This is a genomic window from Uliginosibacterium silvisoli (assembly GCF_036017035.1).
Classification (GTDB): domain Bacteria; phylum Pseudomonadota; class Gammaproteobacteria; order Burkholderiales; family Rhodocyclaceae; genus Viridibacterium; species Viridibacterium silvisoli.
Map to the genome: position 1 here is coordinate 249,490 of NZ_JAYXHS010000003.1, position 25,303 is coordinate 274,792.

Genomic DNA, 25,303 nt, shown 5'->3' on the forward strand with positions numbered 1-25,303 from the left:
GCGTCAGTGACGGGCGGTGTGCTGCAGCGCTGTCTGCACCGCGCTCCAATTGTCCCGCACAAACGCTTCAAGCGTCTTTTGTGCCACGGCCGGGGTCGAATCCATCGGCGTCCAGATCACGACACCCGCGGAGTCATCCGGCTGGCGCTGCAGGCGCGCCTTGAGCAAATCCAGTTTTGCGGCACGATCCGAACTGGTCGTCGAGGCCTCGCCCAGCCAGTAGGTGCGCAATGCCAACAAGCGCCCACCGTCACCGCCAATCTCTGCTTGCTGGAACTGTACGCTCTGGCCGTCTTGCGCCGACAGCTCGGCGCGCGCCTCGGCTACGACGCCCCACAGGCGATCATCACTGTCGACGAGGTGATTGTCGAACTGCACCAATTCGTGCCCAGGCGACTGGCTGGAAAAATATGCGATCTGCACAATCACCCGTTGCTCGCCACGCTTGAACACTTGCAGCGACGACGCCTTCTCCCCTTTGTACACCGCTTGCCAGCCAGGATTGCCGGACGCCGCTGCCACCCAGCCCGTAGCAGGCTGGATTGCCGGCACCTTGTAGTCGGCCGCCGTTGGCAGTCTGGTAAGCCAGTTGAATACTGGCACCGGCATCGCAAGGATCAGCAAGGCCAGAACGACGAGCACAATCGTCCGTGCATTGACGCCCGAACCAGCAGGTGCAGCCAGCTGCGTCGCTGCAGGCAGGGCCGCCTCGTCTTCACGCCATATCGTCCCGACCCAGAACAACAGGCCAATGACGAGCCCGAAGAATACCCAGCCATAGACAAGGTGATCGGCACCGACCGCCAATGTGTTGCCACTCAGGTGGCCCAGCATGACAATCAGGTAGGCGCGCAGCCAGTTCGCCAGTACCGGTACGACAAGCGAAGCCAGTACGAAGTACACGCGACGCTTGGCCGAGCGATAGTTGAGATAGGCGAACAACACACCCACCATCACCGAGGCAATCAGGTAACGAATGCCACTGCAGGCCTCGACTACCGACCAGCGTCCGCTCGGGATCACAAAATTCATGCCTTCCTGATAGACCGGCACGCCGGAGGCCCGTACCAGCGCCACCGTGAATTTGGCGGTGTATTGCATCAGTGTCGGTGTCAGGAATTCACCGAAGGGCACGGCGAACAATACAAAGCTCAAAGGGAAGACCGCCAGCCAGGCAGCGCGATGCCCCCAGATCAGCCATACGACGGCGATCAGCATGAAAGCCACCGCGAAATGCGACACGACGGCTGCGCTGACGGCTTCGCCCATCACCCACAGCACGCCTGCGCCCGCCAGGAACAGCAGAGGCAGCGCCGCAGGCACAAACCCTACGCACTGCAGCGATGCACGTCGCTCCCATAGCAGCCAGATGCAGATCGGCAGTACCAGCAAGCAATGCGTGAAAGTGCCGGAACGCATCCAGATGCCGTACATGTCCAGCGTCGTATCGCGGAACACCGCCAACACGACAATGACCAGCGCAGCCGCGACAAGCGCAGCCCAGCGTGGCTGCAGTCGCTGCGATCCTGTTGCCTTGGTTTCAGCAGTCATTGCTTCGCTCATTCATGTGTCCTTGACCGACAGACGCCGCGCCCACGCTACCGACGAGGGGCTTCCGTTCACCTTCAATCAGTTGCCGGAACTGCTGCAGATGCGCCTCCCAGCTGTAATCCGAGAGCACGCGCTGGCGAGCCAGCTGTCCGGCCTGCTCGGCCCTTGCCGTGTCCGCCAGCAAGGATGACACGGCCTCCACCCATTCAGGTGTGGCGTCTGCCACAAACAACTCTTCCCCCTGCCGGGCGCTGATGCCGACAGCACAAGTTGCCGACGCTACCACGGGCCGCCCCATCGCCATGGCTTCGAGAATCTTGTTCTGGACACCTCGCGCGACACGCAAGGGCGCGACAACGGCATGCGCATGGCGCAGCCAGGGGCGCACGTCCGGCACGGTGCCCGTCACGTTTATACCGGGGCGTGCCGCCAGGGCACGCACGGCCTCGGAGGGGTTCATGCCTACGATATGAAAGCGCGCGTCGGGATATCGTGCGAGAACGGCTGGCCACACTTCGTCGGCGAAGTAGCACACCGCATCGATGTTCGGCCAGTAATCCATCGCGCCGGTGAACACCACGGGGCGCTCGCCCGTTGCATAGGGTGAGGTGAAGTCGTGCTGCGGCGAAAACGAGTCCGCGTTGACGCCATTGCCGATGGCGTGCGTACGCGACACGGCTTCCGGTGCAACGCTCTTGAACAGCGCGGCCTCAGCCTCGGAGACCAGTACGCTCGCAGCGACGCGTTGCGCAACTTCACGCTCGAAGGCAGCCAGGCGCAAGCCCTCCCGGCGGTACAGCCAGGCCATGAGGCCGCTGCGGTCCTCCGCATAGCGCGTCCACTTTGCGGAATCCACGTCCACGAAATCCACGACGCAATGCCCGGCGATCCCGCCGTCGATGTACTGGGCCATCGGCGAGCTGAATACGACGGCGCGCTCGATGCGATGTGCGCCGACTGTATCGCGCACCCAGTTCGCCATGCGGCGATTGCGATAGAACGGCAGGCTGAGCGCTTCGCCCCCCAACAGGCCGCGCAAAGACAGAACACGTGCCAGCCGCGGCGAGATACGTTCGGCACACACCGAGGCACAGAACTCGTCCAGGGCTGGCACGTACTGCCAGTCATCTGCGTAATCAACAAAGGTGCCAAGATGCACTTGGTAGTGCTGTGCGAGAAATTTGAGCAGGTGGTAGGAGCGCACCTTGTCGCCCTTGTTGGGCGGAAAGGGAATGCGATGCACAAGGAACAGCAGATGCGGTTTTGCGCTCTGCGGCAGCGGGACTTGACTCGGAACCTCCACCACACTCACCCGAGGTTACGCACGATGTGCGGACCCAATGTGTTCGCGACCACCAGCGGCAGGCGTTGCCACATGGCAATGAAAGCGCGGTACTTGGGATTCATCGGATTGTTCTGCGGCACGCTGTCGCATTTGTACAGCACGTACTCATAGGCCAGGGGCGTCGGCTCGAAGCCCCAGTTCTTCTTGAAACTGTAGGGTCCGGTTCCCACCTTGCTGCGGCCGTAGTCGAAGATCTTGCAGCCTCGTGCCAGCGCACGACGCATCAGTTCCCAGTACTTGAAATCGTTGGCGGCCAGATCGCGCGCTGCGGTCATGTCGCCCGCGTAGTAAGGCAGGATCTCGTCGCGGAAGTAGAAGCTCATCACGCTCGACAAGGGTGTGCCGTCCTTGTCGGTCACGGTCAGCACTTCGCAATCGTCGCCGAAGGTATCGAAAAGCGCCTTGAACCAGCGCTTCGACATCGCGGGCGTGCCGTGACGCTTGACGTTGTCGGCATACACGGCGAAGAAACGGTCGACGTCCGGATCGATGTGCGATTGCAGTTCGTTCTTGATGCCCTTGCGCACCATTGCGCGCTGCTTGCGCGGGATGGCCTGCATATTGGCCTCTTCGTCCGGCTCCAGCGTCTTGCGGAAAGCCACGTACAGATCCTGATTGGGCCAATCCGGATGCGCGGGCAGCACGTTGCGGTATTCCAGATGCGTCACCCCCAGCTTGCGCGCCAGGTCGTCGGCGTATTTCTCCAGCGCGGCCCGCGCTTCTCCATCCTCGCCGGCGATACCGCCATAGACGGCAAACGGCAAGGAAGCCAGAGAATGTCCGAACAAGCGGCTCTTGATCTCGGCAAGCGGCAGCACCGCAACGATCTCACCATCGCGCTGCGCGTAGATAAAGTAGCAGTTGTGTCGCCAGACCTTGCTGATCAGGTCGCGCCAGGCCGACAGGTGGAAAAAGCTGGCCTGCGGGCAGGCGCGGACAAAAGCATCCCATCGCGGGCGATCACTGTCTTGCAGGATGCAGACTTGCAGCCCGGCTGGCGATACGTTGGACATGATGATTTGTGAAGGACTTGAAGAGCGGGATGGACGAAAATACGAAGGCGTGCGATGCGTTATCTCAGACCGCGGCGAGCTTGAATTGCTTGTCGAGAAAAATCTCGTCGATCCGCCCCCACTGGAAATCTCCCAGCAGGTTCTTCAGACGAGACTCGGTCTTTTCGAGATTCACATAGTGACGGAAGCGTGTCTTCGCCGAAGCGGCGTCAACGCGCGGTTGCTCTGGATCGATTTCCCAGGGATGGAAGTAGAAAATCGCCGGCTTTCCATCTGCCCGGTTAACCCGTTGAATCATCCAGCGTGACGCGCCGTAGGGCAGAAACCGGAAATACCCGCCACCACCCGCAGGCCAGTTACGCCCCATCACCCGCGCTGTCGTAACCGGAATTTCGACAATCCCGCTTTCATGCATGTACGGGAAACGCGGCGAATCCGGCATGCCATAGTGATCGTGAACCACCGGATACACGCTGGAGCTATAGACGTAGCCGATTTCGCGCAGGCAATCATGCGCCCAGGGATTCTTGTCGCTGAAAGAAAAGCTAGGAGCACGGTAGCCCCGCACCTCGACACCACCGATATCCTCCAGCACCGCCTTGGCCAACTGGATATCGGCGAGAAAGGCGCCGCGTGTCTGATCCGTCGCGCGTTCATGGCCATAACCATGGCTGGCGAGCTCATGCCCTTCCATGACGATCAGGCGCACCAGCTTCGGATAGCGCTCGGCTAGCCAGCCCAGCGTGAAGAACGTGGCTTTCGCACCATACTCATGCAAAGTCGCCAGAATGCGATCCACATTTTTCTCCACACGGCAGGGCACCGCATCCCAACCGGAACGCGGGAAATGCGGCGCGAGTGCGGAGACCTGAAAGTAGTCTTCCACATCGACAGTCAGAGCGTTGATCATCGCTTCCTCGGGCTAACTTTGGTGATGCATTGCGGAGAAGGCTAAGAGCCCTTCGCCGCACGCTTGTCCGGATTCAATGGAGAAACCTTGGCCGAGCTCGGCTGCACAGGGGCCGCGACGCCGTTCTGCTGAAGCAGTGCAAGCATGGCTGCGAAGGCATTTTCCAGGCGCGAAACCCGCTCCTCGAGACGCGACGCCTGGAAGCCGGCAGCGGCATCAGCCAACTGGCGCAGCAAATCCGGGTTGCCCAGCAAACCACCCGAAGTAGCAGCTGGAATCCCCGAGAGCGCGGACATGAATTCGTCGCGCGTTGCGCTTCCCGCGGCATCGCCCGGCGCAGACGAAGACTGCGGCGTCTCTTCGCGAATCTCATTGATGACTTCGTCGACGTTGCCTTCGGCGATCACATGGCTTTCCGTAAGAAAGCTGGCCAGCAGCAATCGGTCGCACAGCGTGTTGATCTTGCGCGGCACACCGCCGGTGAAGGCGTGAATGGCTGAGAACGCAGAAGGCTCGATACGCGGGCTTCCCTTCCAGCCGACGTGCTTCAGACGATGCTCGATGTAGGCCCGCGTTTCGTCCGCATCCATTGGCCCAAGATGGTAGGTTGCAATGACGCGCTGGCGCAGCTGGGACATGTGCTGACTCTGCATCGTGTCGCGAAACTCGGGCTGCCCCACCAGAAAGCTCTGCAACAAAGCATGATCTTCAAGCTGGAAATTCGAGAGCATGCGCAGCTCTTCCACTGCGCGCGGTGTCAGGTTCTGCGCCTCATCAACGATCAACAAGGCTCGTTTTCCCGAGGCCGTCACGGACACCAGAAAAGCTTCCAGCGCCAGCAACAAGTCGGACTTGTCGACCCCCTTGGCCGGAATGCCGAACGATGCGGCAACCAGGCGAAGAATGTCATCAGCATCGATCTGGGTGCTGACCAGATGCGCGGCGACCACCTTGGTCTGCTCAAGCTTCTGCAACAGGCTGCGCACCATCGTGGTCTTGCCAGCGCCCACCTCACCCGTGATGACGATGAAGCCTTCGCTCTGGTGCAAGCCGTATTCGAGATAGGCCATGGCACGCCGATGACCACGACTGCCGTAGTAAAAGCTTGGATCGGGATTCAGCTGGAACGGCCGACCGGTCAAGCCGTAAAAGGATTCGTACATGGCGGCTCCTAGAAACGGTGGTTGAGATACACAGCCACCGCGTTCTCGCGGTATTCGGCGGTGCCGGTCGATTTGATGTGGTTCACAGTCATGCCGCCGGTCGTGTAAGGCGCAAAGCTCGTATTGAGATTGAGGCCAATACTATTGGTGCGAGAAGAGTCGAGCTGCCCGGTAGTGGCTACGCCACTGACATTCGCAAAGGCATAGCGCACGTTCATGGAGGTCAGCGAGGTGAGGTTATGTCCCCACACGGCATCCCAGCCACGCTCCTTCACGCTCTGGTGAGTCGTCAGGTCATCCTGCACTTGCACGATCTGTTGCTGCGTGACGGCTTCCCGTTTCGACTTGTAGCCAGCAAGCGTCAGGGTATTGCGCACACCCTCCAATACCCACGCCAATCGCATGATCGTATTGATCGACGACTGGCCAGAGAGATAGTCAAGCTGCGTAACATCGAAAATCGAGATACCGCGCGCTGCGAGGCGCTCCCTGACGACACGATCACGCTCGGCAGGATCCGAAATGGAACTTTGCAGCGCCGCTGACTCCGTCTGGTATTCGGCGGCATAGCGTGACGCACTGCTATTGCTCACGGTATTCGCCTGGATTGCCCGCGATTGGCTGGAAGCAGTACTCAGGTCACGCGAATAGGTCCAGCGCAAAGCCGAACGTTCAAAACGCTCCGCAAGCAGGTAATTGAAACCGCGCCCATAAAACTGCCTGCTGGTGTTCGCCGCAATCGTTGTTCGTTCATCGGGTTGCCAACGCAGGCCTGCTCCCCAATTCCAGGAATGCTGGCGCTGCCCGGTCTGGAAATCTTCGAACTCCTGACCGCCCGAGAGACTGCCAACCAGCCCAGGCACGAAGGCGTAGAACAATGATCCACTGTAGCTGTTCGTGGTGCTGGCCACGGAAGACTCGCTATCAACGGCGTAGTGCGACAGGTTGAAAGCCCAACCCAGACGATCATTCGACACCTTGTTATGGATATCGAATGCCGCCGACTCATTGTGCCCGGACGCAAAGCTCGCGTCGGAATGCACCTTTTCGTAGTGATAGCGCAGCGACGCATCTGCCAGCGAGCCAACGTGCCAGAGCAGATACGGGGATACGGAGAAACGCGTCAGCTGGGTACTGTTGCTGTTGCCACCATAACTTGAGTCTGCCGCACTGAACTGGGATATGCGCTGCCGATCATTGCTCAGCGCAGCATCAATGAAAAAATGATCTTCGTAAGCCTCGAGGCCTGCCGTGGCATTCAACTGCAAGTTCGTGCTGTTGCTCGTCTGGCTATCGGAGTGCAACCAATTCTGCAGACGTGCATTGACGTTGCTCCGTGACCGCGCCCCCTGACCGTAATAACTGATGTACGGAGAGACTTCCGTGACCCAGTCGCTGCGCGTCTGGGTCGCCTGACGGGCGATGTTGTCGGAGTACGTTTCGCTTCCGCGCAGGCCTATTTCTCCGCGGTAGCGGCCATCATCGGCATTCTTTGAGTTTCGTGCCCGCAGGGTATCCCGCCCGATATCACCATTCAGGCTTTGTGCGTTTGCGAGAGAAGTCACAAACATGGCACTCAACAGCGTCAATCGCAGACGTGGTCGCTTGCAGCGGGACAAAGTCAGCCTGGTTTTCACGAATCAGTGCTCACGCTCTTGCTGGCCATAGCCGTAAGGCGAGTAATAGCCGTAGTAACCACCCGGGCCGATATCACGCGTCTTGTTGAGCAGCATCAGCTTGACCGGACAAGTCTCGATCGTGCTGAGTGCTTGCCGCACCATAGCCTGGGAGGTACGCCCGGCCTCGACAACCATGACGACCTGCCCCATGTGCGTAGCCAGGACACGCGCCTCGGTGGTCATCAACAAGGGAGGCGAATCAAACACGATGACGCGATCGGCATAACGGGTTGCCAACTCATCCAGCAACCTGACCATTGCGTCACTCGCAAGAAACTCGGTCGCACGTTGATGCGGCATGCCCGCGGGCAAGATGCTCAGCTTCTCGATATTGGTTCGCAGCAACACATCCGGCAGCTGGATGTCATCGTTCAACAACAAGTCCATCAAGCCACGCGCAGGCGGCAGGCCCAGATGATTGAGCACCGATGGGCGCGATACGTCGGCATCCACCAGCAGCACGGTCCGGTCCAGTTCCATGGCCATGCTGATGGCAAGATTGATGGAGCTGAAACTCTTGCCCTCGCCCGGCACGGAGCTGGTCACCATGATGAGGTTGCGATGGTAAGAGTCCGTCCCGGAGCCTTGCGCGACATTGCGCAACAAGGGACGTTTGATCACCCGGTACTCTTCAGCAACCATGGAGCGCGTATTAAGCGGCGTCACCAGACCCAGGGCGCCAAGACGCGCCAGATCAATCTCGATCTGACGGCTCTGCGCCGAAGCAGGGTCGATGACCGGCTTCTTCGGCGCAACGGGCTCGACCTTCTGCGCAATCGGCGCCACAGCTGGAGGCTGGGGCGCTGGCGGCGCAGCCGCTGCGACGGGCGCCGCCGGCTCCTCTACACCCGCCGGAGTCACCCCCGCACGCTTGAGTTGATCCAGCCGTTCAACCGCTTTTTCGATAAGGCTCACGACTTTTCTCCCCGCTCAGCGGCCCAACAGCATTAACAAGACCGTCAGCGCACCAAAAACGCTGACCAGAGAGCCGACTCCGCCCACAAACAACCACCTGACACGGCGGCTGCGACGCATGCGTTCGGGATTCGGCGTTACCGAGACCGAGCCCAGGATCGGCAATCCCGTCGCCTCACGCAATACGCGGCTATCAAAGAAAGCAGGCCGGATCTGATCCAGCAACACCGTCAAGGCAGCACCCACGGCCAAGGCAATCAGCCCCACCAATGGCATCATCACAATACGATTAGGCGCCGAAGGCTTGGATGGCACGCTCGGCGGGTCAATCAAACGGAAGTCAGCCACGCCGCCCACCGACTCCATCTGTGCGGACATGTGCGCCGATTCACGACGCCCCACCAGTTGCTCGTACTCCTGCTTGTGAATGGCATAGTCACGATTGAGTTGCGCCAGCTCCTGCTCGATTTGCGGCGCAAGACGCATCAACTCCTTCGACTGTGCTGATCTCGCCTCGAATTCCGCCACACGCGTCTTGAGTTGAGCAACCCGAGCCTCGGCATCGGTCAAGGAAATCTTGAGCTGCTGATACACCGGATTGGTCGAGGTGATCGGCGTCCCTGCGGACGCATTGCTCTTGCGCGCCTTCAGCTCTTCATCGCGTTGACGCTCGAGATCCGCCAGCACACGCCGGGTGCCTATGACATCAGGATGGTTGTCGGTATAGCTACGGCGCAGTTCATCCAACTGCTTTTTCAGGGTCTCGATACGACCGTCCAGTTCGGGAACACCAATCTCGGCGGCGGCACCGCCAGGCGATTCACCCATCAGCTGCCGTTTGATCGCGTCACGAGAATTCTCTACTTCGCGCAACTCCAGCCTGGACTGACGCAAGCGCTCGTTGATTTCACTCAGTTGCCCGACGGTATCCTTGGAGTCTCCGACAAGCGCCATGTTCTTCAGCTTGAACTCCTTGAGACGTGACTCGGCGTCATCCAGCTTCTGTGCGTAACTCTTGATCTGGTCTTCAATGAATCGGCGAGCGGAATCCGAATCCTTGCGCTTGTCGCCCAAACCGGATTCGATAAATATCGACACGAGTGATTGCACAACCTTCTTCGCCCGCTCTGGCTGAGTATCCATGAACGCAATCGAATACAGATTGTCCTTGCCGCTGCTCTGAATGCTCAAACGCTTCGTCACGCTCGAGATCAATTCCTCACGCTGGTTTCGCGATTTTGCTGCGAGATCCAGATCCGCCATGCGGATCAGCTTTTCCACGTTGGGCCGGCTGATCAAGGTCTTCGACAGCATCGTCACCTGCTGATTGACGTCGGTCGGCACCGTCAGCCCCGACATCAACGGCGCCAGCACGGATTGCGTATCCACATAAATACGTGCAGTGGCTTCGTACTTGTCTGGCAAGACGTACACGAATATCGCCCCGGCAATACCCACCAGCCACGCAGCGAGCAAGCCCCACCAGCGAAAACGCCATGCCCCATACGCATACGCCATCAGGCGCCTGATCAGATCATCCATCCGCAGAACCCGCAAAAATAAAACACAGCAGCCGTCACAGCCTTACAGAAGGCGCTCTTTACATCTGGAAATATCGGGAAAACTCAGAACCAGCTTTGCGGAATAACGAGAACGTCGCCCGGCTTGACCTCAACGTTGGCGGACACATCCCCTCGCTTGAGCAAATCACGAAGCCGGACGCTGTACTGCTTGTTCCCTTCGGAGGTGCGCAGGATCGTTGCGTGATTGCCGTCGGCAAAGTCGGTCAAACCGCCCACGGCGATCATCACGTCCAGCAGTGTCATCTGCTGGCGATAAGACAGCACCTGAGGCCGGGCTGCTTCTCCAACGACCCTGATCTGCTCGCTATAAGGACCGACAAAGCTGGTCACCACAACGGTCACCACGGGATCCCGGATGTAATTCGAGAGCGCCTTCTCGATGTCACGTGCCAGCGTCTTTGCACTTTTCCCGCTTGCCGGGAGATCTTCGACCAATGGGGTCGTGATCTTGCCGTCGGGACGCACAGGAACACTCATCGACAATTCCGGATTGCGCCAGACAACAATATTCACGGCATCGCCCGGTCCGATCACGTAGTTGTAATCAGGCGTCGCCACCGAGGCTGGAGCCACCGGATAGGGTGTCGAGCACCCAGCCAGCAACACGGCAAGAGACGCGAGCATCGCGCAGAGAGCGCTCATCGGCGCTTTCGAAAACAGGTTTCGCAACATTTCAACCCTCCGGCTAACTACATACACCCCGAATCGAGGTGCCACAAATACGAGCACCCGCACTGCAGCAAAGATGCTACCCGGACACTAGATGGACCAAGCGGAACAATGCCACACGATCTGACATTCTTCCGCCAACAGCGCTCGATTGTAGCGCCATACCTTTGCAAGAAATGCGCCCTCACGGGCGATTTGCCGGCCCTTCACCAAGCGGGCCGGACCTCAGACAAGATGCCCCTCCCAGCATGGGCGCCAGGCCACCCCAACGGGGACAAAGCCATTCCTGCAAGCTCATCGCCCCCTACCCGTCAAACACCCGGGAAATGTCTCAAAAAAACATTCCCCACCCGAATGGGCAGGTTAAGATCATGCGCAAAAGACCCTGCCGCACGCGACCCGGGGTCTCAAGCAGGGCAAGGTACCAGACCACATGGGCCAGACGAGGACAGAGTCAATGAGAGAAATATGCAACGCCTCCGGCCATGCTGCGCCCGAGGGAATCAGGCTGAGTACTTTTGACGCGCATTTCCATCTGAGCAAACAGCTCGCGCCAAGTCGGGAAGCTGATCGCCAGCGCATCAGACTGACAGACCGAGCTTTCCGACTGGCCTGCATCCAGGACGATACCGAATTTGCGCTGGCCGCAAATCTGATTGAACAACGCTACGCTTGGCGGGGCTATCAGATTGAAAATGAAGCGCTCTTCGAAAGACCCTCAAATCAGGTTACATTCGCCGCGTATCAGGGGGAGTCTGTTGTAGGCACACTGACACTGCGTACAGACTCCAGTCACGGTCTGCTTGCTGACGAGCTTTATCAGGATGACATTGACTGGTATCGCACACATCGCAATGCGCATTGCTGCGAACTTACACGCTTCGCGCTTGCACCAACCCGGCAATCAAAAGAAGTCTTTGCATCACTGTTCCACCTGGCCTTCATCTTCGGCCGTGAAATCCATCAAGTCAGCGATGTCTTCATTGAGGTCAACCCTCGTCACGTGAGCTTTTATCACCGCATGCTTGGGCTCGGACAAGTGGGCACAGAACGCATCTGCAAACGGGTAGCCGCGCCCGCTGTCTTGATGCACGGCGACCTGTCGCATATTGAAACTCAAATTGATGAGCATGGTGGTAGCCCGTACCTCCGGGCAAAGTCGCTCTACCCCTACTTCTTCTCCAAGCAGGAAGCACTAAGCGTCATCGAACAGTTACGCTGGACTCAATAGGCAGCACACCTCAGGCAACCTTTCTGCAAAGCCGGATCGGGACAAATCAGTGAAGCCGGCTTGCATCGGGATTCGCCCGATCCCAGAACTGGGTAGCCGCGCTGAGTTCGCCATGAGTGCTAGCCATGCGTAGAACGTTGACGAACTTCTGCCATGCAACGTCGGCCTCTTCGATATGAAATACAAATATCTGGGGATCTGAGACGCCCCCTCGTACCACCGAGACGCGCATCTGGCTGTGATCCTGCTGCCCCAGATTGATCAAGACCTTGCCGTGCGCATCCGCAGGCAACCTGTTCTCGGTTCGTGCACGAAAACCGGTCATTGAGCACTCGATGACCATTAATGGAAAGAGCTGCTCTTCCCGCCCGTCAATGAAAAATTCGGCCGGGCACATTACCGAAAAACGCTGATGCTGGCGCCTGCCATGCGCCTTTTTCTCCCCGTCATCGGCAACACGCGGCAAATAGGCTTTGTAGGCAGGCAGGTCATAGATTTCATGCAGTTGCCGCTTCTCCTGCTCCCCGAGTTTCTGGAACACGCGGGTGCGCACATTGAAGAAGTAGTTGATCAGCGCTGGCGTCATGACCGGATCATTGGTCGTGAAGAATCGCTTGTCAGGAAAGACAATATTCGGCATCTGAAGCGCGGTGAAGTAACGATACAAGTTCTTCTCCGGCTCCTTGTGATCGTAATGCTTGCGATAGATCTCCGCGGCTGACGCCAGATCCAGGTGAGCGCCTACCGCCGGCGCTCCGTTGACGAAGTCGTAGTGATCAACCGGGTTTTGCCGCAACCGCTTGAAGAAAAGCAGGGACTCATAGAGACCAATGTGGCGCGGATTGACGGCAATCACGAGATGGCGCGTATCAAAAAACCGCGTCGCATACTCGTACATGAACTTCATTAATGGAAAGAGGATCATTCCACCCGTTGCCTGGAAGCGGCGATCAACCGCCAGCGCAGACACTTCGGCGATGTTTCCTCCCGCACGCCTGATCGCCTCGATGTCGAAAATCTTCTGCAATGGAAAACCAAGCGGGCTTTCCCGAATCAGCGACAGAGTCCCGACCACCCTGTTGTCATACTTTGCCAACAAAGTCGTTGTCGTTGGCAGCGCATGGTAAATCGTCGCTCGCATGCCGGACTCATCAGGCGTCATGAAGCCGGCACCAACATACGCGTCGTGCAGCAGCTTGAAGCAAGCTTCCAGCTCTTCCTGGGTCTCGGCAAGCTTTAACACCAGACGCTCAGGCGGCGCCGCGTCGCACTTGACGAGATTTCTATATACGGCGAATCTGGTTCTACGCGGCAGCAACGCAGTAAATGCGCGAGCCAGATAGCGCAAGGCCTTGCCCGTGCGTTTACTCATCGCCAAGCCCCTCCCCCAAACGAGCCTTCAAATTGGCAGCCCCTGTTTGCCTGCACGTACCAAGACCACGAACACTCTCCGGTGCCTACGTTGTTTCACGCAAGAAAAAACCCCGGCGAACCGGGGTTTGATATTGCTACTACTTGAAGGAACTGATCAAGCAGTCTTTTTTGCCTTGTAACGGCGGCTGGAAGCACCCAGACCCAGCAGAGCAACGCCAACCAGAGCGATCGAAGCTGGCTCAGGGATCTCGATGACAGCTGTGCCACCGTTGTCCTTCACAACAAGAACGACTTCACCCGACTCAGAGATAGAAATCTTGGTAGGGTCCAAGTTGGCGCTCGCATCAGCGACACCAAACAACAGCGGAAGATAACCACTCAGCAAACCGCCGCTACCATCGCGCAAGTAATCGTCATTCACGGTATCAAAGCGTGCATCAATACCAAACTGCAGCGTCTGGGTCGAGTTGTTGCCGAAGAATTGTGACGAACCACCCGACAGAACAGTAGCTGTCGCAACACTGATGGCTGTATCGGCATCAACAAACGAAACCGAACCGCCAGTAAACGCTGCCGCCCAAGTGCTGCCAGCTGCAAAAATATTGGCCAACGAGGCAGGGTTAAAGATTGATGCATCGGCAACCAGATTCACACCCGTCAGCACGCCTTGCAACGTCGCCGTAACCACCCAGGTATCAGCAGGGTTGTAGTACGACTCGGTAGCACCCAGATCCGTACGAACCACCTTGTAGCTGACCGTCTCCGTGAACGTGTCGCCAGTGCTGAACTTGCCATCAGCACCGAAATCCAACGTAATGGCGTAGCTCGCCGGCGATGGGGTCAGAAAGATGGTGTCAAACGTCGTAAATGAGGAACCGCCGATTGCGCCATTCCAGTCAGCCTGAATGATCGACGCACTTGCCACAGAGCTGGCGAAGAGACCAACGGATGCTGCAAGCGTTGCAGCGAATTTTTTCAGTTTCATGCTGTTTCTCCTTCAAAAGAATTTGTTGAGAGTTTCCGCTCTGCCAACATAAAGCAATGGCCGTGCCATAAATTCAAGCCATTGTTTTTAATGGAATAAAAACCCTCGCAAGCACTTCCGGATACCTTACTGTAAGGCCCGCCGACACCACACCCGTGTTGCGCATGGCAATCCGCCGAATCGCGCGCAATAATCCGGCATTGCGAGCGATATTGTCCGGCGGTCATAGCCCCCAGTCTTATTCATCATTCGGAGACATTCCCATGCCGAGCCTTGCGGTCTTGCGTCAAATTGCAAACGAACTGCTCACTACCGAGAGAGCTCAACGCTTCACCGAGCCAGATCTCGTCATGGAGAGCGCTGAGCAAGTAGCCGCCTACACGCGGGCAGGCAGGGAAGATGGGGTAATGGCACCTGTTTATCTTTACAACGCCTCTCACGTGCTGGAGATCATCAAGCCGGGAGATAAGGTGCTGGACCTGGCGTGCGGGCCCGCCACGCAATTGGCCCTCGTCGCGCGAATGGCGCCAGAGTGCTCGTTCACCGGGGTCGATTTATCACGCGAGATGCTTGCAAGAGCACAGGCCCATGTTGAGGACCAAAAGCTCGCCAACGTCGGATTCATACATAGCAGCATTGCGCAGCTTGCGTCCATCGAAGATCAGAGCATCGACGCCGTCATGTCCACAATGGCGCTTCACCACCTGCCCGAACTCGCCACACTGGAAGCCACATTCAAGGAGATAAACCGGGTTCTCAAGCCAGGCGGCGGCATCTACCTTGCAGACTTTGGTCACCTGAAGTCAGAACGCTCCATTCGCTACTTTGCTTATCAGTACGCCGACCGACAGCCGGAGATCTTCACGGTTGATTATTTGAACTCCTTGCGCGCAGCTTTCAGCCTGAGCGACTTCCGCAAGGCTGGCGAGCAGATTCAAGGCCGCGCTCAGGTGTACTCGACCTTCATGGTGCCTTATATGGTGGCTCTGAAAAGCGCGCGTAGACAAGCCACCACACCCGAACTCGAATCCCGCCTGCGCGCCGTGTGGCAGGAGATGCCAAGCAACCACAAACGCGACTTTGCCGATCTGAAGACGTTCTTCCTGCTCGGGGGATTGCGTTCAAAGCTGATCTAGCCTCAGCCCTCTCGCCGGTCTCCGCGCGATATCAAGGACGCCAGCGCTTTTCGCAGTGATCTGGCCTGGGCTGGCGCTCCGTAGCCGATGCGCGCCCAGAAAACCGTTCGACCGAGTCTGTCGCTTCCCCAGCGCCGCTTGAGGCCTTCGCTCATCTCTTTTGCCTCACGCCAGCTTCGGGCGTCATGTGTAAACGGCTCCGCAATTTGCACATACCAGGAGAAAATCAGTGGCGTCATGGCAGGCTGGAGCCTTATTCCCTGCTGCTCGCAGCGCAGCCACAGGGACTGAAGCACAGCCCCGGCTTGCACAAAATCGTCAGGCGTTGAAGGCCTGGATGGCGCAACGATCATTATGTGCGCGGCACATCTCAATGCAGGCACGAGGTCCAACTGAATACGGGGGAGCCAGGTTCCCAGCAGGTAGCGATTGAAAAACCGTACCCGCTGCCAACTCCCCATGACCCAGCGCATCAACAACCCAGTCATACGATCCGTGCCGACGGCTTGCTCCGGGATGCGGTCCTCGCTGTAGCGCTGACGCCAGTCGATGATGGAGGCGTGAACAGGATAGGCCTCCGGGGTACGCAACCGGATGCCCGCATTTCTGAACAAGACCCCCGCGAGAGAGACTCGCTCAGCAAAGCCTTCGTGAAAGCAGAGCTGCCAACCTTCCGGCATTCCCGCCTCGAGCGCTCGCCTGTGCTCAGTGCGTATCGCCCGAGTCTGCACTGCGCGCCGCTGAACCGACCGGGATTCGATGCAGGCCACCAGCGGATCTTCCCGCAGCGAATCCGATGGCTCGAAACGAACATCGAAGACAAGCTCCAACCCCTCCTCGGTCGGGCGCCGTTGCCAGCGGGCAACCAAGCCAAACCTTGTCGCCGCGAGGCGGATGGTCTCCAACAGCGCCCCATGCGCGATATGACTTGCATGGCCGTGAAAGTCATAGAGCACGTGGTCTCGCGTGTCATGGCCAATCACCACGAGATGGTCATCGGCCAGCAGCTCAAAACGCCAGGGCTGCGTATTGTCACCACTGGGGGCCCAGCGTGCCAAGTCCAGTACTTTCAGCAAGGTTTCAGACATTGTCGGGGGCCCTGCGAGCCTGCATGCCAGCCAGCACGCGCCGGACGATTGCCAGACCAGCTCGCTGCAGGGGATTGCGATTCCCGCCCGGGCGCCAGGTATGGACGAATTTATTGCGGTAAGCGTCGAACTGGTAGCCATGCGGTGCGGCTCGAACCGTGCCTCGCCCCAGCACAATCTTCAGAGCCTCCGTCGCAGCCACGCCGGCGCACAGCTGGCATGCGCTGATCGTGGATGGCCCCTTCCGCGCGAGAAAATCCACAGCGGAGGGATCGACCAGATAGGGCCGTTGCAACATGGCCGGCGACAGGCCAAGCATGAAGCGCACGGACTGCTCCTGCTCGCTCTGCCCCTCGAGAACGAAGTACTCCTCAAAGCTCATCTTCCCCGGCAGAAAATTCAGTACCGCCGCCCCCATCCCCAGAGGCGCAGCGGTCACTGCCGGAATCCCCTTGGCATGACACGCGGCAAATGTGTTTCGCCTGGCAGCGAACGCAAAGAAATCCAGGCCATCCACGTATATGTCAGCGCCATTCAGAAAGTCATCGATATTCTCGGCGGACACGCCCTTCGGAAAAACCCGGATATCGAGTTCCGGATTGATGTCCCGAGCCATTTCCACGAGGACCTCAGCCTTAGGACGACCAAGTGTCGAGACCAGCGCACCAGCCTGGCGGTTGAAATTGACAATGTCAAAATCATCGAAATCAGCAACCGTAAATTTCCCGATACCCAACCGGGCAAGCGTCAGGAGATGAAACCCGCCTACGCCCCCCAACCCGGCAATGGCGACGCGGGTGGTACGCAAGCGGGCCTGTTCTTCCCGGGTCACCCAGCCGATGTTGCGGGAAAATGCCTGGTCATAATCGAACACGGATACTCCTCACTCATCGCTAAGCCGCGAACTCAAGAAGGCTAGCAGTTTGCCTCTACCACCAGAAGCTCATTGGTGAGCCCGCTTCATCGAGCTTATTATAGGGACTCACATGGAGACGCAGACACCGTGGTACTCGCAAACCTGAGGCAGGACAGCGTACTCGCACTCCGCAACCTGTGGCGCAGCCCAACGCGCAGCGGGTTGGCTCTGTTGACGATAGTCGGCGGCATTGTTGCGTATGTTCTTGCGGCCGGTTTCATAGACTGGGTATTGCTTTCCATGCGCGACTACCAGATCTACGCCCAACTCGGACATTTCCAGATCAGCCATGAAGGCTACGCAGAAAAAGGTGGCGCAGACCCCTATCGCTTTCTCATTCCTCCAAACAACCAGGCATTGGATGCATTGCTGAAGCGCCCCGAGATCGTTGCGGTCGCACCACGGCTTGCACTAAGCGGTTTGGTGTCACTAGGGGACAAGACCATCGGCTTTCTTGCAGAAGGCGTGGACCCCGTACGCGAAGAGCCCATCAGTCGCCGCATGGACATCCGCAGCGGCGAGAATCTACGCACGGCAGACCAGAAGGCCGTGCTGCTCGGAGAAGGACTTGCCGCCGCGCTCGAAGCGAAGGTCGGCGATCATGTCATCCTGCTCACAAAGACCATCAAGGGCAGCCAGAATGCAGTCGAGTTCGTCGTTGCAGGCACGTTCTCCACTTCGGTAAAAGCGTATGACGATGCGTTCTTGCGACTGCCGATCAACTCGGCCCGGCAACTGGTCCGCACAGAGAGCGCAACTACCTATATCGGCGTACTACGAGACACGGATGCCACCGACGAGGTCGTCGCAGCCCTCAGGCCCCCTCTCAAGGTCATGGGCCTGAGCATCTCGGCCTGGCACGAACGCGCAGACTTCTATCACAAGACCGTGGCCCTGTTCTCGAAACAGGTTGGCGTGATCCGCTTCATCATCGCCCTGATCATCGTTCTCTCCGTCACCAATACGCTCTCGATGAGTGTTGCCGAACGCACGTCAGAGATCGGCACCTCGCTGGCCATCGGTTCACGGCGCAGCGATGTCCTGCGCATGTTCCTCACTGAAGGCGTTGTGCTCGGTATTGTCGGCGGCATATTGGGACTAAGCCTCGGCGCCCTGCTGGCCACCCTCATTTCCAGTATCGGCATTCCGATGCCTGCGCCACCGGGCATGGCACACGGCTATGTGGGAGAAATCCGGTTTTCCTGGCCGGTGGCGATTGACGCCTTCGTGCTTGCGGGCATTACGACCCTCGCCGCCAGCGTTCTGCCTGCCTGGCGCGCTTCGCGCATGAACATCGTTGACGCCTTGCGTCAGGGCCGCTAAGGATCATTCATGCTCTGGAAACTTGCTCGCCGTAATCTGGTACGTCAGCGCACCCGAACTGCGATGACTCTTTTCGCCATTGTCGTCGGCGTTTCGAGCCTGATACTCGCTGGCGGCTTCGTAGCAGACATGATCACGCAGCTGGGTGAGGCCTTCATCGGCTCACAGACAGGGCACATCCAGGTGGCAACGCCCGCTTACTTTGGCAGTAGCAATCGTCCAGCAGATGAACTCCTGCTCAAGGACGTAAGCAGCTTGAAGCAACAGGCGGGCGCCGTTCCGCATGTACGGGACGTGATGGGCCGCCTCTCCTTCACCGGCGTCGTCAACAACGGCAAACGGGACTACTCCATCATCGGGCTGGGCATCCAACCCACGTCGGAGAATCAGCTGGGGCAACAGATCCAGATCATCGCCGGCCGCAATCTCAAGGACGAAGACGAGTCTGGCGTAATGATCGGAGAAGGCCTTGCTGCCACCATGGGCCTGCACGAGGGCGACGTAGTTACCCTGGTTGCCTCCACGCCCGACGGCGCGTTGAACACTGCCGATCTGGATGTGATAGGCATATTCCGTAGCTTCTCGAAAGACTACGATGCCCGTGCCGTGCGCATCACGCTGCAGAGTGCCCAGAACCTGCTTGCCACAGACAAGGTCAACGTTCTGGTCGCCCGCCTGGATCAGACTCACAACACAGACCTCGTTGCAGGGCGCTTACGTGCCCTGCCCGCCTTGCGCAGCCTGACGATCCGGGAGTGGTACACCCTGTCCGACTTCTATTCCAAGACCGTGGAGCTGTATCAGCGGCAATTTGGCGTTTTGCAATTCATCGTGCTGGCGATGGTCCTGCTAAGCGTGGCGAACAGCGTCAATATGTCAGCCTTCGAACGCATCGCCGAATTCGGCACCATGCGCGCATTGGGCACAAGGCATCGCGAGGTCACGCAGCTGATCCTTGCCGAAGCCGTCGTGCTCGGTCTGGTGGGCGCCGTGCTGGGCATGCTGCTCGGCTCGTTGGCCGCAGTCCTGATTTCCCTTGTTGGCATACCGATGCCACCGGTTCCCGGTTCGGAAATGGGCTATACCGCTCACATAAGCTTGGCGTTCACATCTATTGCCAGCGCGGGGCTGATCGGCTTTACTGCTACCGTTCTTGCGTCAGTCCCGCCTGCCTTGCGAAGTTGCAGGGTCCCGTTGGTCGATGCCTTGCGCCGGGCAATCTAGCCTGCGTCGAAGCTGCCTGGAGGCCCCATGTTCTCCTTCGAGAAATTCAATCTTGGCGAAGGTTTCAAGCGCCATTTCGAAATCGTTCCTGCGCTCGATGAGCAGCTGCTGAACGAGGTTTATGCCATTCGTCATTCCGTCTATTGCCACGACCTGAAGTACGAGGCCGAACGTGACGACGAGAGAGAGATGGATGCCTACGATGCGCAATCGGTGCATTGCCTGCTGCGCACATCCAACGAACAGCATGGTCGTGTCGGCTGCACGCGCCTGGTCATGACGCGTCCGGAAGATCGTGACGCCCCCTTGCCTTTCGAAGCCTTTTGCGAAGGCAAGCTACGCAAGGACACCCGCATATACCCGCGAGACCGGGTTGCGGAAGTCTCCCGGCTCGCTGTAGTCGCGGCCTACCGTCGACGCAAGGGCGAAGACCGGCAGGCGCTCGGGGTATCGGATTCGGACTTCGGCGCGCAAGACATGCCGCGCTTCCCTTACATTCCGATCGGCCTCTATCTGGGCACGGTAGCGCTTGCCAAACGCCAGGGGATTGAAACCCTGTTCATGCTCACCGAGACACGGCTGGTAGAGCATTTTTCCAAGCTTGGCGTGAAGCTCACGCCCATGGGCGACTACATCGAGCACCGAGGCGCGCGCATTCCCTCGATGATGAATGTCGATGAGATCGTCAAGAATCTACGGCGCTTCGTGCGCCCCATCTGGGACACCATCAACACCCAGATCGATGCGAGCTACGAGGCACGCCGCAGCACCGGACACGAACTCAAGCAGAACGTTTCAGCCTGACGCATCTCCGCGAGGGAAACGTCAGGCCGTTCTCTGGAGCTCAGTAACTCCAGCGCAGCTCGCCGATCACACGGTCGTTCTTGTCATAGCGACCGAAAGTGCCATAAGCCGGACCGTAGTAGAAGTCCGCCCCTACTCGCAGGCGGACGGATGGCCTGATCTTCCAGGTCACCGAAGGGCTAATCCAGCCTTCCTGCCGGTTGAGGCTACTGACGTACAGAAACTGGGTCTCCCAGGCGCTGTTCAAGGTCCAGGCAGCCAGAACGCTGCCCGCCATCTCGTTCTTGTCGACCAGCATCGAGGCGTCGTGATCGGCAAGGGAGCGGTCGATCACCTGGAAATTCAGGCGGAGATCAGAGAGCGGGTTGTAGTCCAGCCCCAGCGCGATATCCAGAGAGCGAGACTTCAGCAAGCCGTCATCGTCGTCGAGACGTGTCACGGTAAAACGACGCCCGGCGGTCACAACAGCCTCGGCCTTGATAACAACGCCATTCAGATCCTTGGCAACGGTACCGCCAAGCTGATTGATACGGTCATGCACCGGCGTGTAGACCGTTGATGGATAGGGTGTTGAAACCGATGGCGCAACGATGCTGCGTTCGAAAGTCTGCGCCACATCGCGGCTCACATAGTAGAAGGCCGAAACGTCCCAGCCTTGCTTGAGGAAGCCCGTGCGCGCACCAAAACTACCATTCGAGAACTCGTTCTTGGGCTGTTGCTCGACATTGACGGCATAGCCATATCCCGGAACAGGGGGTGCGGGGTACGGGTAGAAATCAGCGCCGGGCTTGCCGACCTTGTCATAGGTCTGCACGGGCACCCATAGCAATTCGCTATGCCAGTCGCCGCTGAAGTTCTCGAAGCGCGTCGCCCAAGTTGTCCGGCGGATGTTTTCCAGATCAGCCGACAAGAAGTCACGCATGTCACGTGGCGAGACCACGTCGGCCACGAATGCGCCCACCATCTCGCCCCACACGACATACTGCTTGCCCAGTCGCATCTCCACGCCGCCAAGGGACTTGTCGACATAGTTCTCGGTCAGCTCGACGCCGAGCTTCTGGTCGTTACGCACCTCCGGGCTGTAATAGCGATCGCCTCGCCCCACGTAGGCTGCGTCACCTTCCAGACGCACGCCGGACTTCCATTTCAGCCCACCACCATCGCCCTGGGCATTCAGGCTTTGCCGCAGGCGCTGGTGCATCCAACGGTCGGGATTATCGACAGCCCGATACATGCCGAGCTCGGTGTAGCCCGAAAAGCGCACGCCGGTCCCCGCAGAAGTCGCGGCAGGCGAAGCACCCGGCTTGCCAGGCTCTTTGATATCGTCATCAAACAGCGAACTGCGCGACTGACCCATTGCCCCACTCGCCATCAGCATGGCGACCATTGCGGCAATCAGTGTCTTATTGTTTTTTCTCTTCATCAGGCTTTCTCCGCTCCGGGCTGCCTTCATCCCGGTCACTGTCAGCCGCCTTGGCCCGGCGGCGCTCGTTCACGTAAGACCACCGCGCTGCATTGCGCACACCGAGCAGGACGACTTCGCCGTCCTCCATGCGCACCAGCCGGTCGGCCATCGCCATGACGCGTTTGTCATGGGTCGAAAAAATGAAAGTCGTGCCGAGTCGCTTGTTCAGCGAACGCATCAGCTGCAGGATTTCGTCACCCGTCTTGCGATCAAGATTGGCGGTGGGCTCGTCCGCCAGTACCAGGCGCGGCCCCACCGCCAGCGCGCGCGCAATCGCTACCCGCTGACGCTGCCCACCCGACAACTGATTCGGACGACGGTCCATGTGCGCACCCAAGCCGACCAGCTCCAGATAGTGGCGCACACGTTGGGCACGCTCCTCAGGGCTGACGTCTTCGCGACGCAGGAGGGGATATTCGACGTTCTCGGCCGCAGTCAGAACCGGCAGCAGATTGAAGGTCTGGAAAATGAAACCAATGGTGCGGTTACGCAGGTTGGCCAACTCATCAGAGCTGCGGCCCGCCACGTCCTCTCCGTCGATGAGGATGCGGCCTTCCGAGGGGGTGTCGATACAACCGATGAGATTCAGCAAAGTGGTCTTGCCACTCCCCGAGGGCCCCGCGACGGCCATGAATACGCCCTGCTCGATCGCCAGCGACACGCGCTTGAGTGCCGTTACGCGTTGCTCGCCGAGCTGGTATTCCTTGACGACGTCTTCAACCTGCACAACGTTCATCGCGTTCTTTCTTGTCAATCGCAGGGCGGAAGGCCATGCTTACGACCGGTGCCAGTGAAACTGGTGGAACGGGCCTGAAGCATCTGGTCTGAAGCATTCCGCAACACCCACATATTCACGGAGAAACACCTATGCCGAAACCTTCGATTGCAGCCTGTTTGCAAGGCTTTATCGTCAATTGCGCACTCCTCATTGCGACGGCGAGTTTAACACCCGCGTTTGCCGCTGCCGACGAGGATAGCGCCAAAAAAATCGTCGAAGCGGCCGACCGGGTCCGCTTCCCCGCAGAAGGCTTCCAGGTCGACATCAATATCACCTCGCAGGCACCCGACCAGACCGACGAGCTGCGCAAGTACCGGGTACTGTCAAAGGGTAACGACAACACCATTGTCATGACGGTGGAACCGGCTGCCGACCGCGGACAGATCCTTCTGATGAAAGCCCGCGACCTGTGGCTATTCATGCCAAGCGTATCGCAGCCCGTACGCCTGTCTGTCGCGCAACGCATGACTGGCGAAGTGTCTTATGGTGATCTGGCGCGCGCCAATTTCAGTGGCGACTATACGCCCAAGCTCCTGCGGACAGACAAGATCGACGGAGAGGAGTACCAGGTGCTGGAACTGACCGCGGTCGATCGCGGCGTCACTTATGCCCGCGTGCTGTACTGGGTGCGCGCCAGCAACGGTTACCCGCATCGGGCCGAGTTCTACTCACTTTCGAACCGTCTGCTCAAGACCTGTCGCTACGAGGGTTTCAAACAGCTGGCGGGCCACATCCGGCCGACAAAGCTGATCATGGAAGATGCGCTGAAGAAAGGAGAGGTGTCGATCCTTGAGTACGACGCGATGAAGCTGCGCGATCTACCGGATTACACCTTCACGAAGGAATATCTCAAGAAGCTGCAATAAGAACCCCACAACTAAATGGGCTGCGCGAGCCGCTTGGCCGGCCACGCGCTCGCCCCATTCAGCTACGAGTTCTGAGACTCGATCAGGCGCCAGTACGCCAGACCGTGCGCGAGCCCACGGTCGTCATGGCTTGCGCATTCATGTCGATATTGGTGATCTGGGCCTTCTCGGCCAGCTCAGCCAGCGGAATGCCGACGTGGTATTCCGACTCGATCATTTCGAGCAGCGGCAGCAAGGTATTGGTCAGCTCGCGCAAGCGCTTTCTGGCCTCCTCACCGCTTCCGGTACGGATCTGCGTCAGGGCGTGATCAACGCTGACGGCAAGGCGGCTGAAGCGGCCGACCGTATCGGCCGTCACTTCGCCCGACTCCGACACAACTCGATTCCCGCCCAGCTTGCGGCCATCCGCTACGCGTTGTGCTGCCGTTTGCAGCAAGTGCTCCAGCGACACGGAGGCATCGCCATGCGCGCTGGCCAGACCCACGGTCAGGCTCACCCGGATGCGGTGCTCCTTGTAGGTCATGACGATGGTTTCAATGGCACGCCGCAGGCGCAACGCAAAAGCGCCACAGGCGTCGAGATCGGCTGACGGTGAAATTACCGCGAACTGGCCCTCGGCCAAGTGGGCAATGGTGTCTTCCTTGCGGACTTTGGCAGACAGCAGCTTGGACAGCTTGCGATGCACCAGCTGGCCAACGCTATGCCCATAGGATTCACACAGGCGATCGTAGTGATCGACCTCGATGACCATGACGCTGACATCACCACGATTGCGGCGCACGAGCTGCTCACGGCTCTGCTCAAGTTCGCGACGCGTTTGTGCCAGTTTTGCAAGCGCTTCGAGGCGCGCCAGCAGTTCGACTCGCGGCGTACCCTTGGTAATGAAGTCGGTGGCGCCGAGTTCTTGCGCACGCATGCGCGCTTCGTTCTCGTCTTCGCCGGAAATGATCAGGACGGGCAGGCAATTGACGCGTGCCAGGCGCGAAGCACGGATGCGTTGAAGCAGGCCGAAACCGTCGAGGCGCGGCATGCCGATGTCGGAAATGACGACTTCGATCGTGGGGTCGAGCAAGAGCGACTGCCAGCCGGCTTCGCCATCGACTTCCTCGCGCACATCGAACTTGTCGCGGATCTGCTTGATCAACGAAGCGCGCACCATGCGCGAGTCGTCGACAATCAGGATGCGCGGCAACTGCGCGGCAACTTCAGTCATGTTCCATCCTCACTCGCATACACGCTTACCCGGTTTGACAGCAACGCCACTCGCTTCGCCTCGTGTCTCTGC

22 protein-coding genes are annotated in these 25,303 nt (G+C 58.9%); 6 read left to right on the plus strand and 16 right to left on the minus strand.

Annotated features, from left to right (window positions below):
• Positions 1-3 precede the first annotated feature (3 nt).
• The 9 genes from xrtA to VVD49_RS15980 form a co-directional block, all read right to left on the minus strand.
• Positions 4-1,563, minus strand: a complete 1,560-nt coding sequence (gene xrtA / locus VVD49_RS15940; RefSeq protein WP_327600198.1) for an exosortase A — start codon at positions 1,561-1,563, stop codon at positions 4-6.
• Positions 1,541-2,854, minus strand: a complete 1,314-nt coding sequence (locus VVD49_RS15945; RefSeq protein WP_327600199.1) for a TIGR03087 family PEP-CTERM/XrtA system glycosyltransferase — start codon at positions 2,852-2,854, stop codon at positions 1,541-1,543. Before VVD49_RS15945 ends, xrtA begins: the two co-directional genes overlap by 23 nt.
• Positions 2,855-2,859: 5 nt before the next feature.
• Positions 2,860-3,909, minus strand: coding sequence for a FemAB family XrtA/PEP-CTERM system-associated protein (locus VVD49_RS15950; RefSeq protein ID WP_327600200.1), 1,050 nt, complete (start codon positions 3,907-3,909; stop codon positions 2,860-2,862).
• A gap of 64 nt (positions 3,910-3,973) precedes the next feature.
• Entirely contained in the window at positions 3,974-4,819 is an 846-nt protein-coding gene (locus VVD49_RS15955) for an XrtA system polysaccharide deacetylase (RefSeq protein ID WP_327600201.1), read from the minus strand.
• A gap of 41 nt (positions 4,820-4,860) precedes the next feature.
• Complete coding sequence (locus tag VVD49_RS15960; protein ID WP_327600202.1) at positions 4,861-5,982, minus strand: XrtA/PEP-CTERM system-associated ATPase; 1,122 nt, start codon at positions 5,980-5,982, stop codon at positions 4,861-4,863.
• A gap of 8 nt (positions 5,983-5,990) precedes the next feature.
• The gene (locus VVD49_RS15965; protein WP_327600203.1) at positions 5,991-7,553 is read right to left on the minus strand and encodes a TIGR03016 family PEP-CTERM system-associated outer membrane protein; all 1,563 of its coding nucleotides are present in this window, start codon (positions 7,551-7,553) and stop codon (positions 5,991-5,993) included.
• 69 nt (positions 7,554-7,622) lie between these two features.
• Positions 7,623-8,576: an XrtA-associated tyrosine autokinase gene (locus tag VVD49_RS15970; protein WP_327600204.1), complete on the minus strand. Its 954-nt coding sequence runs from the start codon at positions 8,574-8,576 to the stop codon at positions 7,623-7,625.
• Between the two features lie 15 nt (positions 8,577-8,591).
• A complete protein-coding gene (locus VVD49_RS15975; RefSeq protein WP_327600205.1) occupies positions 8,592-10,118 on the minus strand; it encodes an XrtA system polysaccharide chain length determinant in 1,527 nt (508 codons plus the stop codon).
• 83 nt (positions 10,119-10,201) lie between these two features.
• Positions 10,202-10,801 (minus strand): XrtA/PEP-CTERM system exopolysaccharide export protein, encoded by a 600-nt coding sequence (locus tag VVD49_RS15980; RefSeq protein ID WP_327600592.1) that lies wholly within the window; start codon positions 10,799-10,801, stop codon positions 10,202-10,204.
• 484 nt (positions 10,802-11,285) lie between these two features.
• Between VVD49_RS15980 and VVD49_RS15985 the strand changes: the two genes are divergently transcribed.
• Positions 11,286-12,059 carry an N-acyl amino acid synthase FeeM domain-containing protein gene (locus VVD49_RS15985; RefSeq protein WP_327600206.1) on the plus strand — a complete coding sequence of 258 codons (774 nt, stop codon included), beginning with the start codon at positions 11,286-11,288 and terminating at the stop codon, positions 12,057-12,059.
• 46 nt (positions 12,060-12,105) lie between these two features.
• Here the strand turns inward: VVD49_RS15985 and VVD49_RS15990 are convergent, their stop codons facing one another.
• Positions 12,106-13,431 carry an N-acyl amino acid synthase FeeM domain-containing protein gene (locus tag VVD49_RS15990; RefSeq protein ID WP_327600207.1) on the minus strand — a complete coding sequence of 442 codons (1,326 nt, stop codon included), beginning with the start codon at positions 13,429-13,431 and terminating at the stop codon, positions 12,106-12,108.
• A gap of 156 nt (positions 13,432-13,587) precedes the next feature.
• On the minus strand, positions 13,588-14,418 hold the full coding sequence (locus tag VVD49_RS15995; RefSeq protein WP_327600208.1) for a PEP-CTERM sorting domain-containing protein: 831 nt from the start codon (positions 14,416-14,418) through the stop codon (positions 13,588-13,590).
• Between the two features lie 263 nt (positions 14,419-14,681).
• On the opposite strand from VVD49_RS15995, the gene VVD49_RS16000 reads away from it, so the two are divergent.
• Positions 14,682-15,554 (plus strand): class I SAM-dependent methyltransferase, encoded by an 873-nt coding sequence (locus tag VVD49_RS16000; RefSeq protein WP_327600209.1) that lies wholly within the window; start codon positions 14,682-14,684, stop codon positions 15,552-15,554.
• Positions 15,555-15,556: 2 nt separating this feature from the next.
• Here VVD49_RS16000 and VVD49_RS16005 read toward each other — a convergent pair whose 3' ends face one another.
• Together VVD49_RS16005 and VVD49_RS16010 are read right to left on the minus strand one after the other, a co-directional pair.
• Positions 15,557-16,642 (minus strand): nitroreductase family protein, encoded by a 1,086-nt coding sequence (locus VVD49_RS16005; RefSeq protein WP_327600210.1) that lies wholly within the window; start codon positions 16,640-16,642, stop codon positions 15,557-15,559.
• Positions 16,635-17,516, minus strand: coding sequence for a ThiF family adenylyltransferase (locus tag VVD49_RS16010; RefSeq protein ID WP_327600211.1), 882 nt, complete (start codon positions 17,514-17,516; stop codon positions 16,635-16,637). The genes VVD49_RS16005 and VVD49_RS16010 overlap by 8 nt, the downstream gene beginning before the upstream one ends.
• Positions 17,517-17,645: 129 nt before the next feature.
• On the opposite strand from VVD49_RS16010, the gene VVD49_RS16015 reads away from it, so the two are divergent.
• From VVD49_RS16015 to VVD49_RS16025, 3 genes are read left to right on the plus strand one after another with little or no spacing between them, the layout of a single operon-like run.
• Positions 17,646-18,881: an ABC transporter permease gene (locus VVD49_RS16015; RefSeq protein WP_327600212.1), complete on the plus strand. Its 1,236-nt coding sequence runs from the start codon at positions 17,646-17,648 to the stop codon at positions 18,879-18,881.
• Positions 18,882-18,890: 9 nt separating this feature from the next.
• On the plus strand, positions 18,891-20,105 hold the full coding sequence (locus VVD49_RS16020) for an ABC transporter permease (protein ID WP_327600213.1): 1,215 nt from the start codon (positions 18,891-18,893) through the stop codon (positions 20,103-20,105).
• Between the two features lie 27 nt (positions 20,106-20,132).
• Positions 20,133-20,909 carry a PEP-CTERM/exosortase system-associated acyltransferase gene (locus VVD49_RS16025; protein ID WP_327600214.1) on the plus strand — a complete coding sequence of 259 codons (777 nt, stop codon included), beginning with the start codon at positions 20,133-20,135 and terminating at the stop codon, positions 20,907-20,909.
• 40 nt (positions 20,910-20,949) lie between these two features.
• Here VVD49_RS16025 and VVD49_RS16030 read toward each other — a convergent pair whose 3' ends face one another.
• A complete protein-coding gene (locus tag VVD49_RS16030; protein WP_327600215.1) occupies positions 20,950-22,332 on the minus strand; it encodes a DUF1302 family protein in 1,383 nt (460 codons plus the stop codon).
• Entirely contained in the window at positions 22,313-23,110 is a 798-nt protein-coding gene (locus tag VVD49_RS16035; RefSeq protein ID WP_327600216.1) for an ABC transporter ATP-binding protein, read from the minus strand. Before VVD49_RS16035 ends, VVD49_RS16030 begins: the two co-directional genes overlap by 20 nt.
• A 131-nt stretch (positions 23,111-23,241) precedes the next feature.
• Between VVD49_RS16035 and VVD49_RS16040 the strand changes: the two genes are divergently transcribed.
• Complete coding sequence (locus VVD49_RS16040) at positions 23,242-24,018, plus strand: outer membrane lipoprotein-sorting protein (RefSeq protein WP_327600217.1); 777 nt, start codon at positions 23,242-23,244, stop codon at positions 24,016-24,018.
• Between the two features lie 82 nt (positions 24,019-24,100).
• Here VVD49_RS16040 and VVD49_RS16045 read toward each other — a convergent pair whose 3' ends face one another.
• The gene (locus VVD49_RS16045; RefSeq protein ID WP_327600218.1) at positions 24,101-25,231 is read right to left on the minus strand and encodes a GGDEF domain-containing response regulator; all 1,131 of its coding nucleotides are present in this window, start codon (positions 25,229-25,231) and stop codon (positions 24,101-24,103) included.
• Positions 25,232-25,303 lie beyond the last annotated feature (72 nt).

Excerpts from the sequence above, each read along its gene's own strand:
- VVD49_RS15985 (WP_327600206.1), top strand. The coding sequence starts at position 11,286 with ATGAGAGAAATATGCAACGCCTCCGGCCATGCTGCGCCCGAGGGAATC.
- xrtA (WP_327600198.1), bottom strand. The coding sequence starts at position 1,563 with ATGAGCGAAGCAATGACTGCTGAAACCAAGGCAACAGGATCGCAGCGA.
- VVD49_RS16005 (WP_327600210.1), bottom strand. The coding sequence starts at position 16,642 with ATGTCTGAAACCTTGCTGAAAGTACTGGACTTGGCACGCTGGGCCCCC.
- VVD49_RS16020 (WP_327600213.1), top strand. The coding sequence starts at position 18,891 with ATGCTCTGGAAACTTGCTCGCCGTAATCTGGTACGTCAGCGCACCCGA.
- VVD49_RS16035 (WP_327600216.1), bottom strand. The coding sequence starts at position 23,110 with ATGAACGTTGTGCAGGTTGAAGACGTCGTCAAGGAATACCAGCTCGGC.
- VVD49_RS15965 (WP_327600203.1), bottom strand. The coding sequence starts at position 7,553 with ATGTTTGTGACTTCTCTCGCAAACGCACAAAGCCTGAATGGTGATATC.
- VVD49_RS15955 (WP_327600201.1), bottom strand. The coding sequence starts at position 4,819 with ATGATCAACGCTCTGACTGTCGATGTGGAAGACTACTTTCAGGTCTCC.
- VVD49_RS15960 (WP_327600202.1), bottom strand. The coding sequence starts at position 5,982 with ATGTACGAATCCTTTTACGGCTTGACCGGTCGGCCGTTCCAGCTGAAT.
- VVD49_RS15990 (WP_327600207.1), bottom strand. The coding sequence starts at position 13,431 with ATGAGTAAACGCACGGGCAAGGCCTTGCGCTATCTGGCTCGCGCATTT.
- VVD49_RS15975 (WP_327600205.1), bottom strand. The coding sequence starts at position 10,118 with ATGGATGATCTGATCAGGCGCCTGATGGCGTATGCGTATGGGGCATGG.
- VVD49_RS16045 (WP_327600218.1), bottom strand. The coding sequence starts at position 25,231 with ATGACTGAAGTTGCCGCGCAGTTGCCGCGCATCCTGATTGTCGACGAC.
- VVD49_RS16030 (WP_327600215.1), bottom strand. The coding sequence starts at position 22,332 with ATGAAGAGAAAAAACAATAAGACACTGATTGCCGCAATGGTCGCCATG.
- VVD49_RS15950 (WP_327600200.1), bottom strand. The coding sequence starts at position 3,909 with ATGTCCAACGTATCGCCAGCCGGGCTGCAAGTCTGCATCCTGCAAGAC.
- VVD49_RS16000 (WP_327600209.1), top strand. The coding sequence starts at position 14,682 with ATGCCGAGCCTTGCGGTCTTGCGTCAAATTGCAAACGAACTGCTCACT.
- VVD49_RS15995 (WP_327600208.1), bottom strand. The coding sequence starts at position 14,418 with ATGAAACTGAAAAAATTCGCTGCAACGCTTGCAGCATCCGTTGGTCTC.
- VVD49_RS16040 (WP_327600217.1), top strand. The coding sequence starts at position 23,242 with ATGCCGAAACCTTCGATTGCAGCCTGTTTGCAAGGCTTTATCGTCAAT.
- VVD49_RS15980 (WP_327600592.1), bottom strand. The coding sequence starts at position 10,801 with ATGAGCGCTCTCTGCGCGATGCTCGCGTCTCTTGCCGTGTTGCTGGCT.
- VVD49_RS16025 (WP_327600214.1), top strand. The coding sequence starts at position 20,133 with ATGTTCTCCTTCGAGAAATTCAATCTTGGCGAAGGTTTCAAGCGCCAT.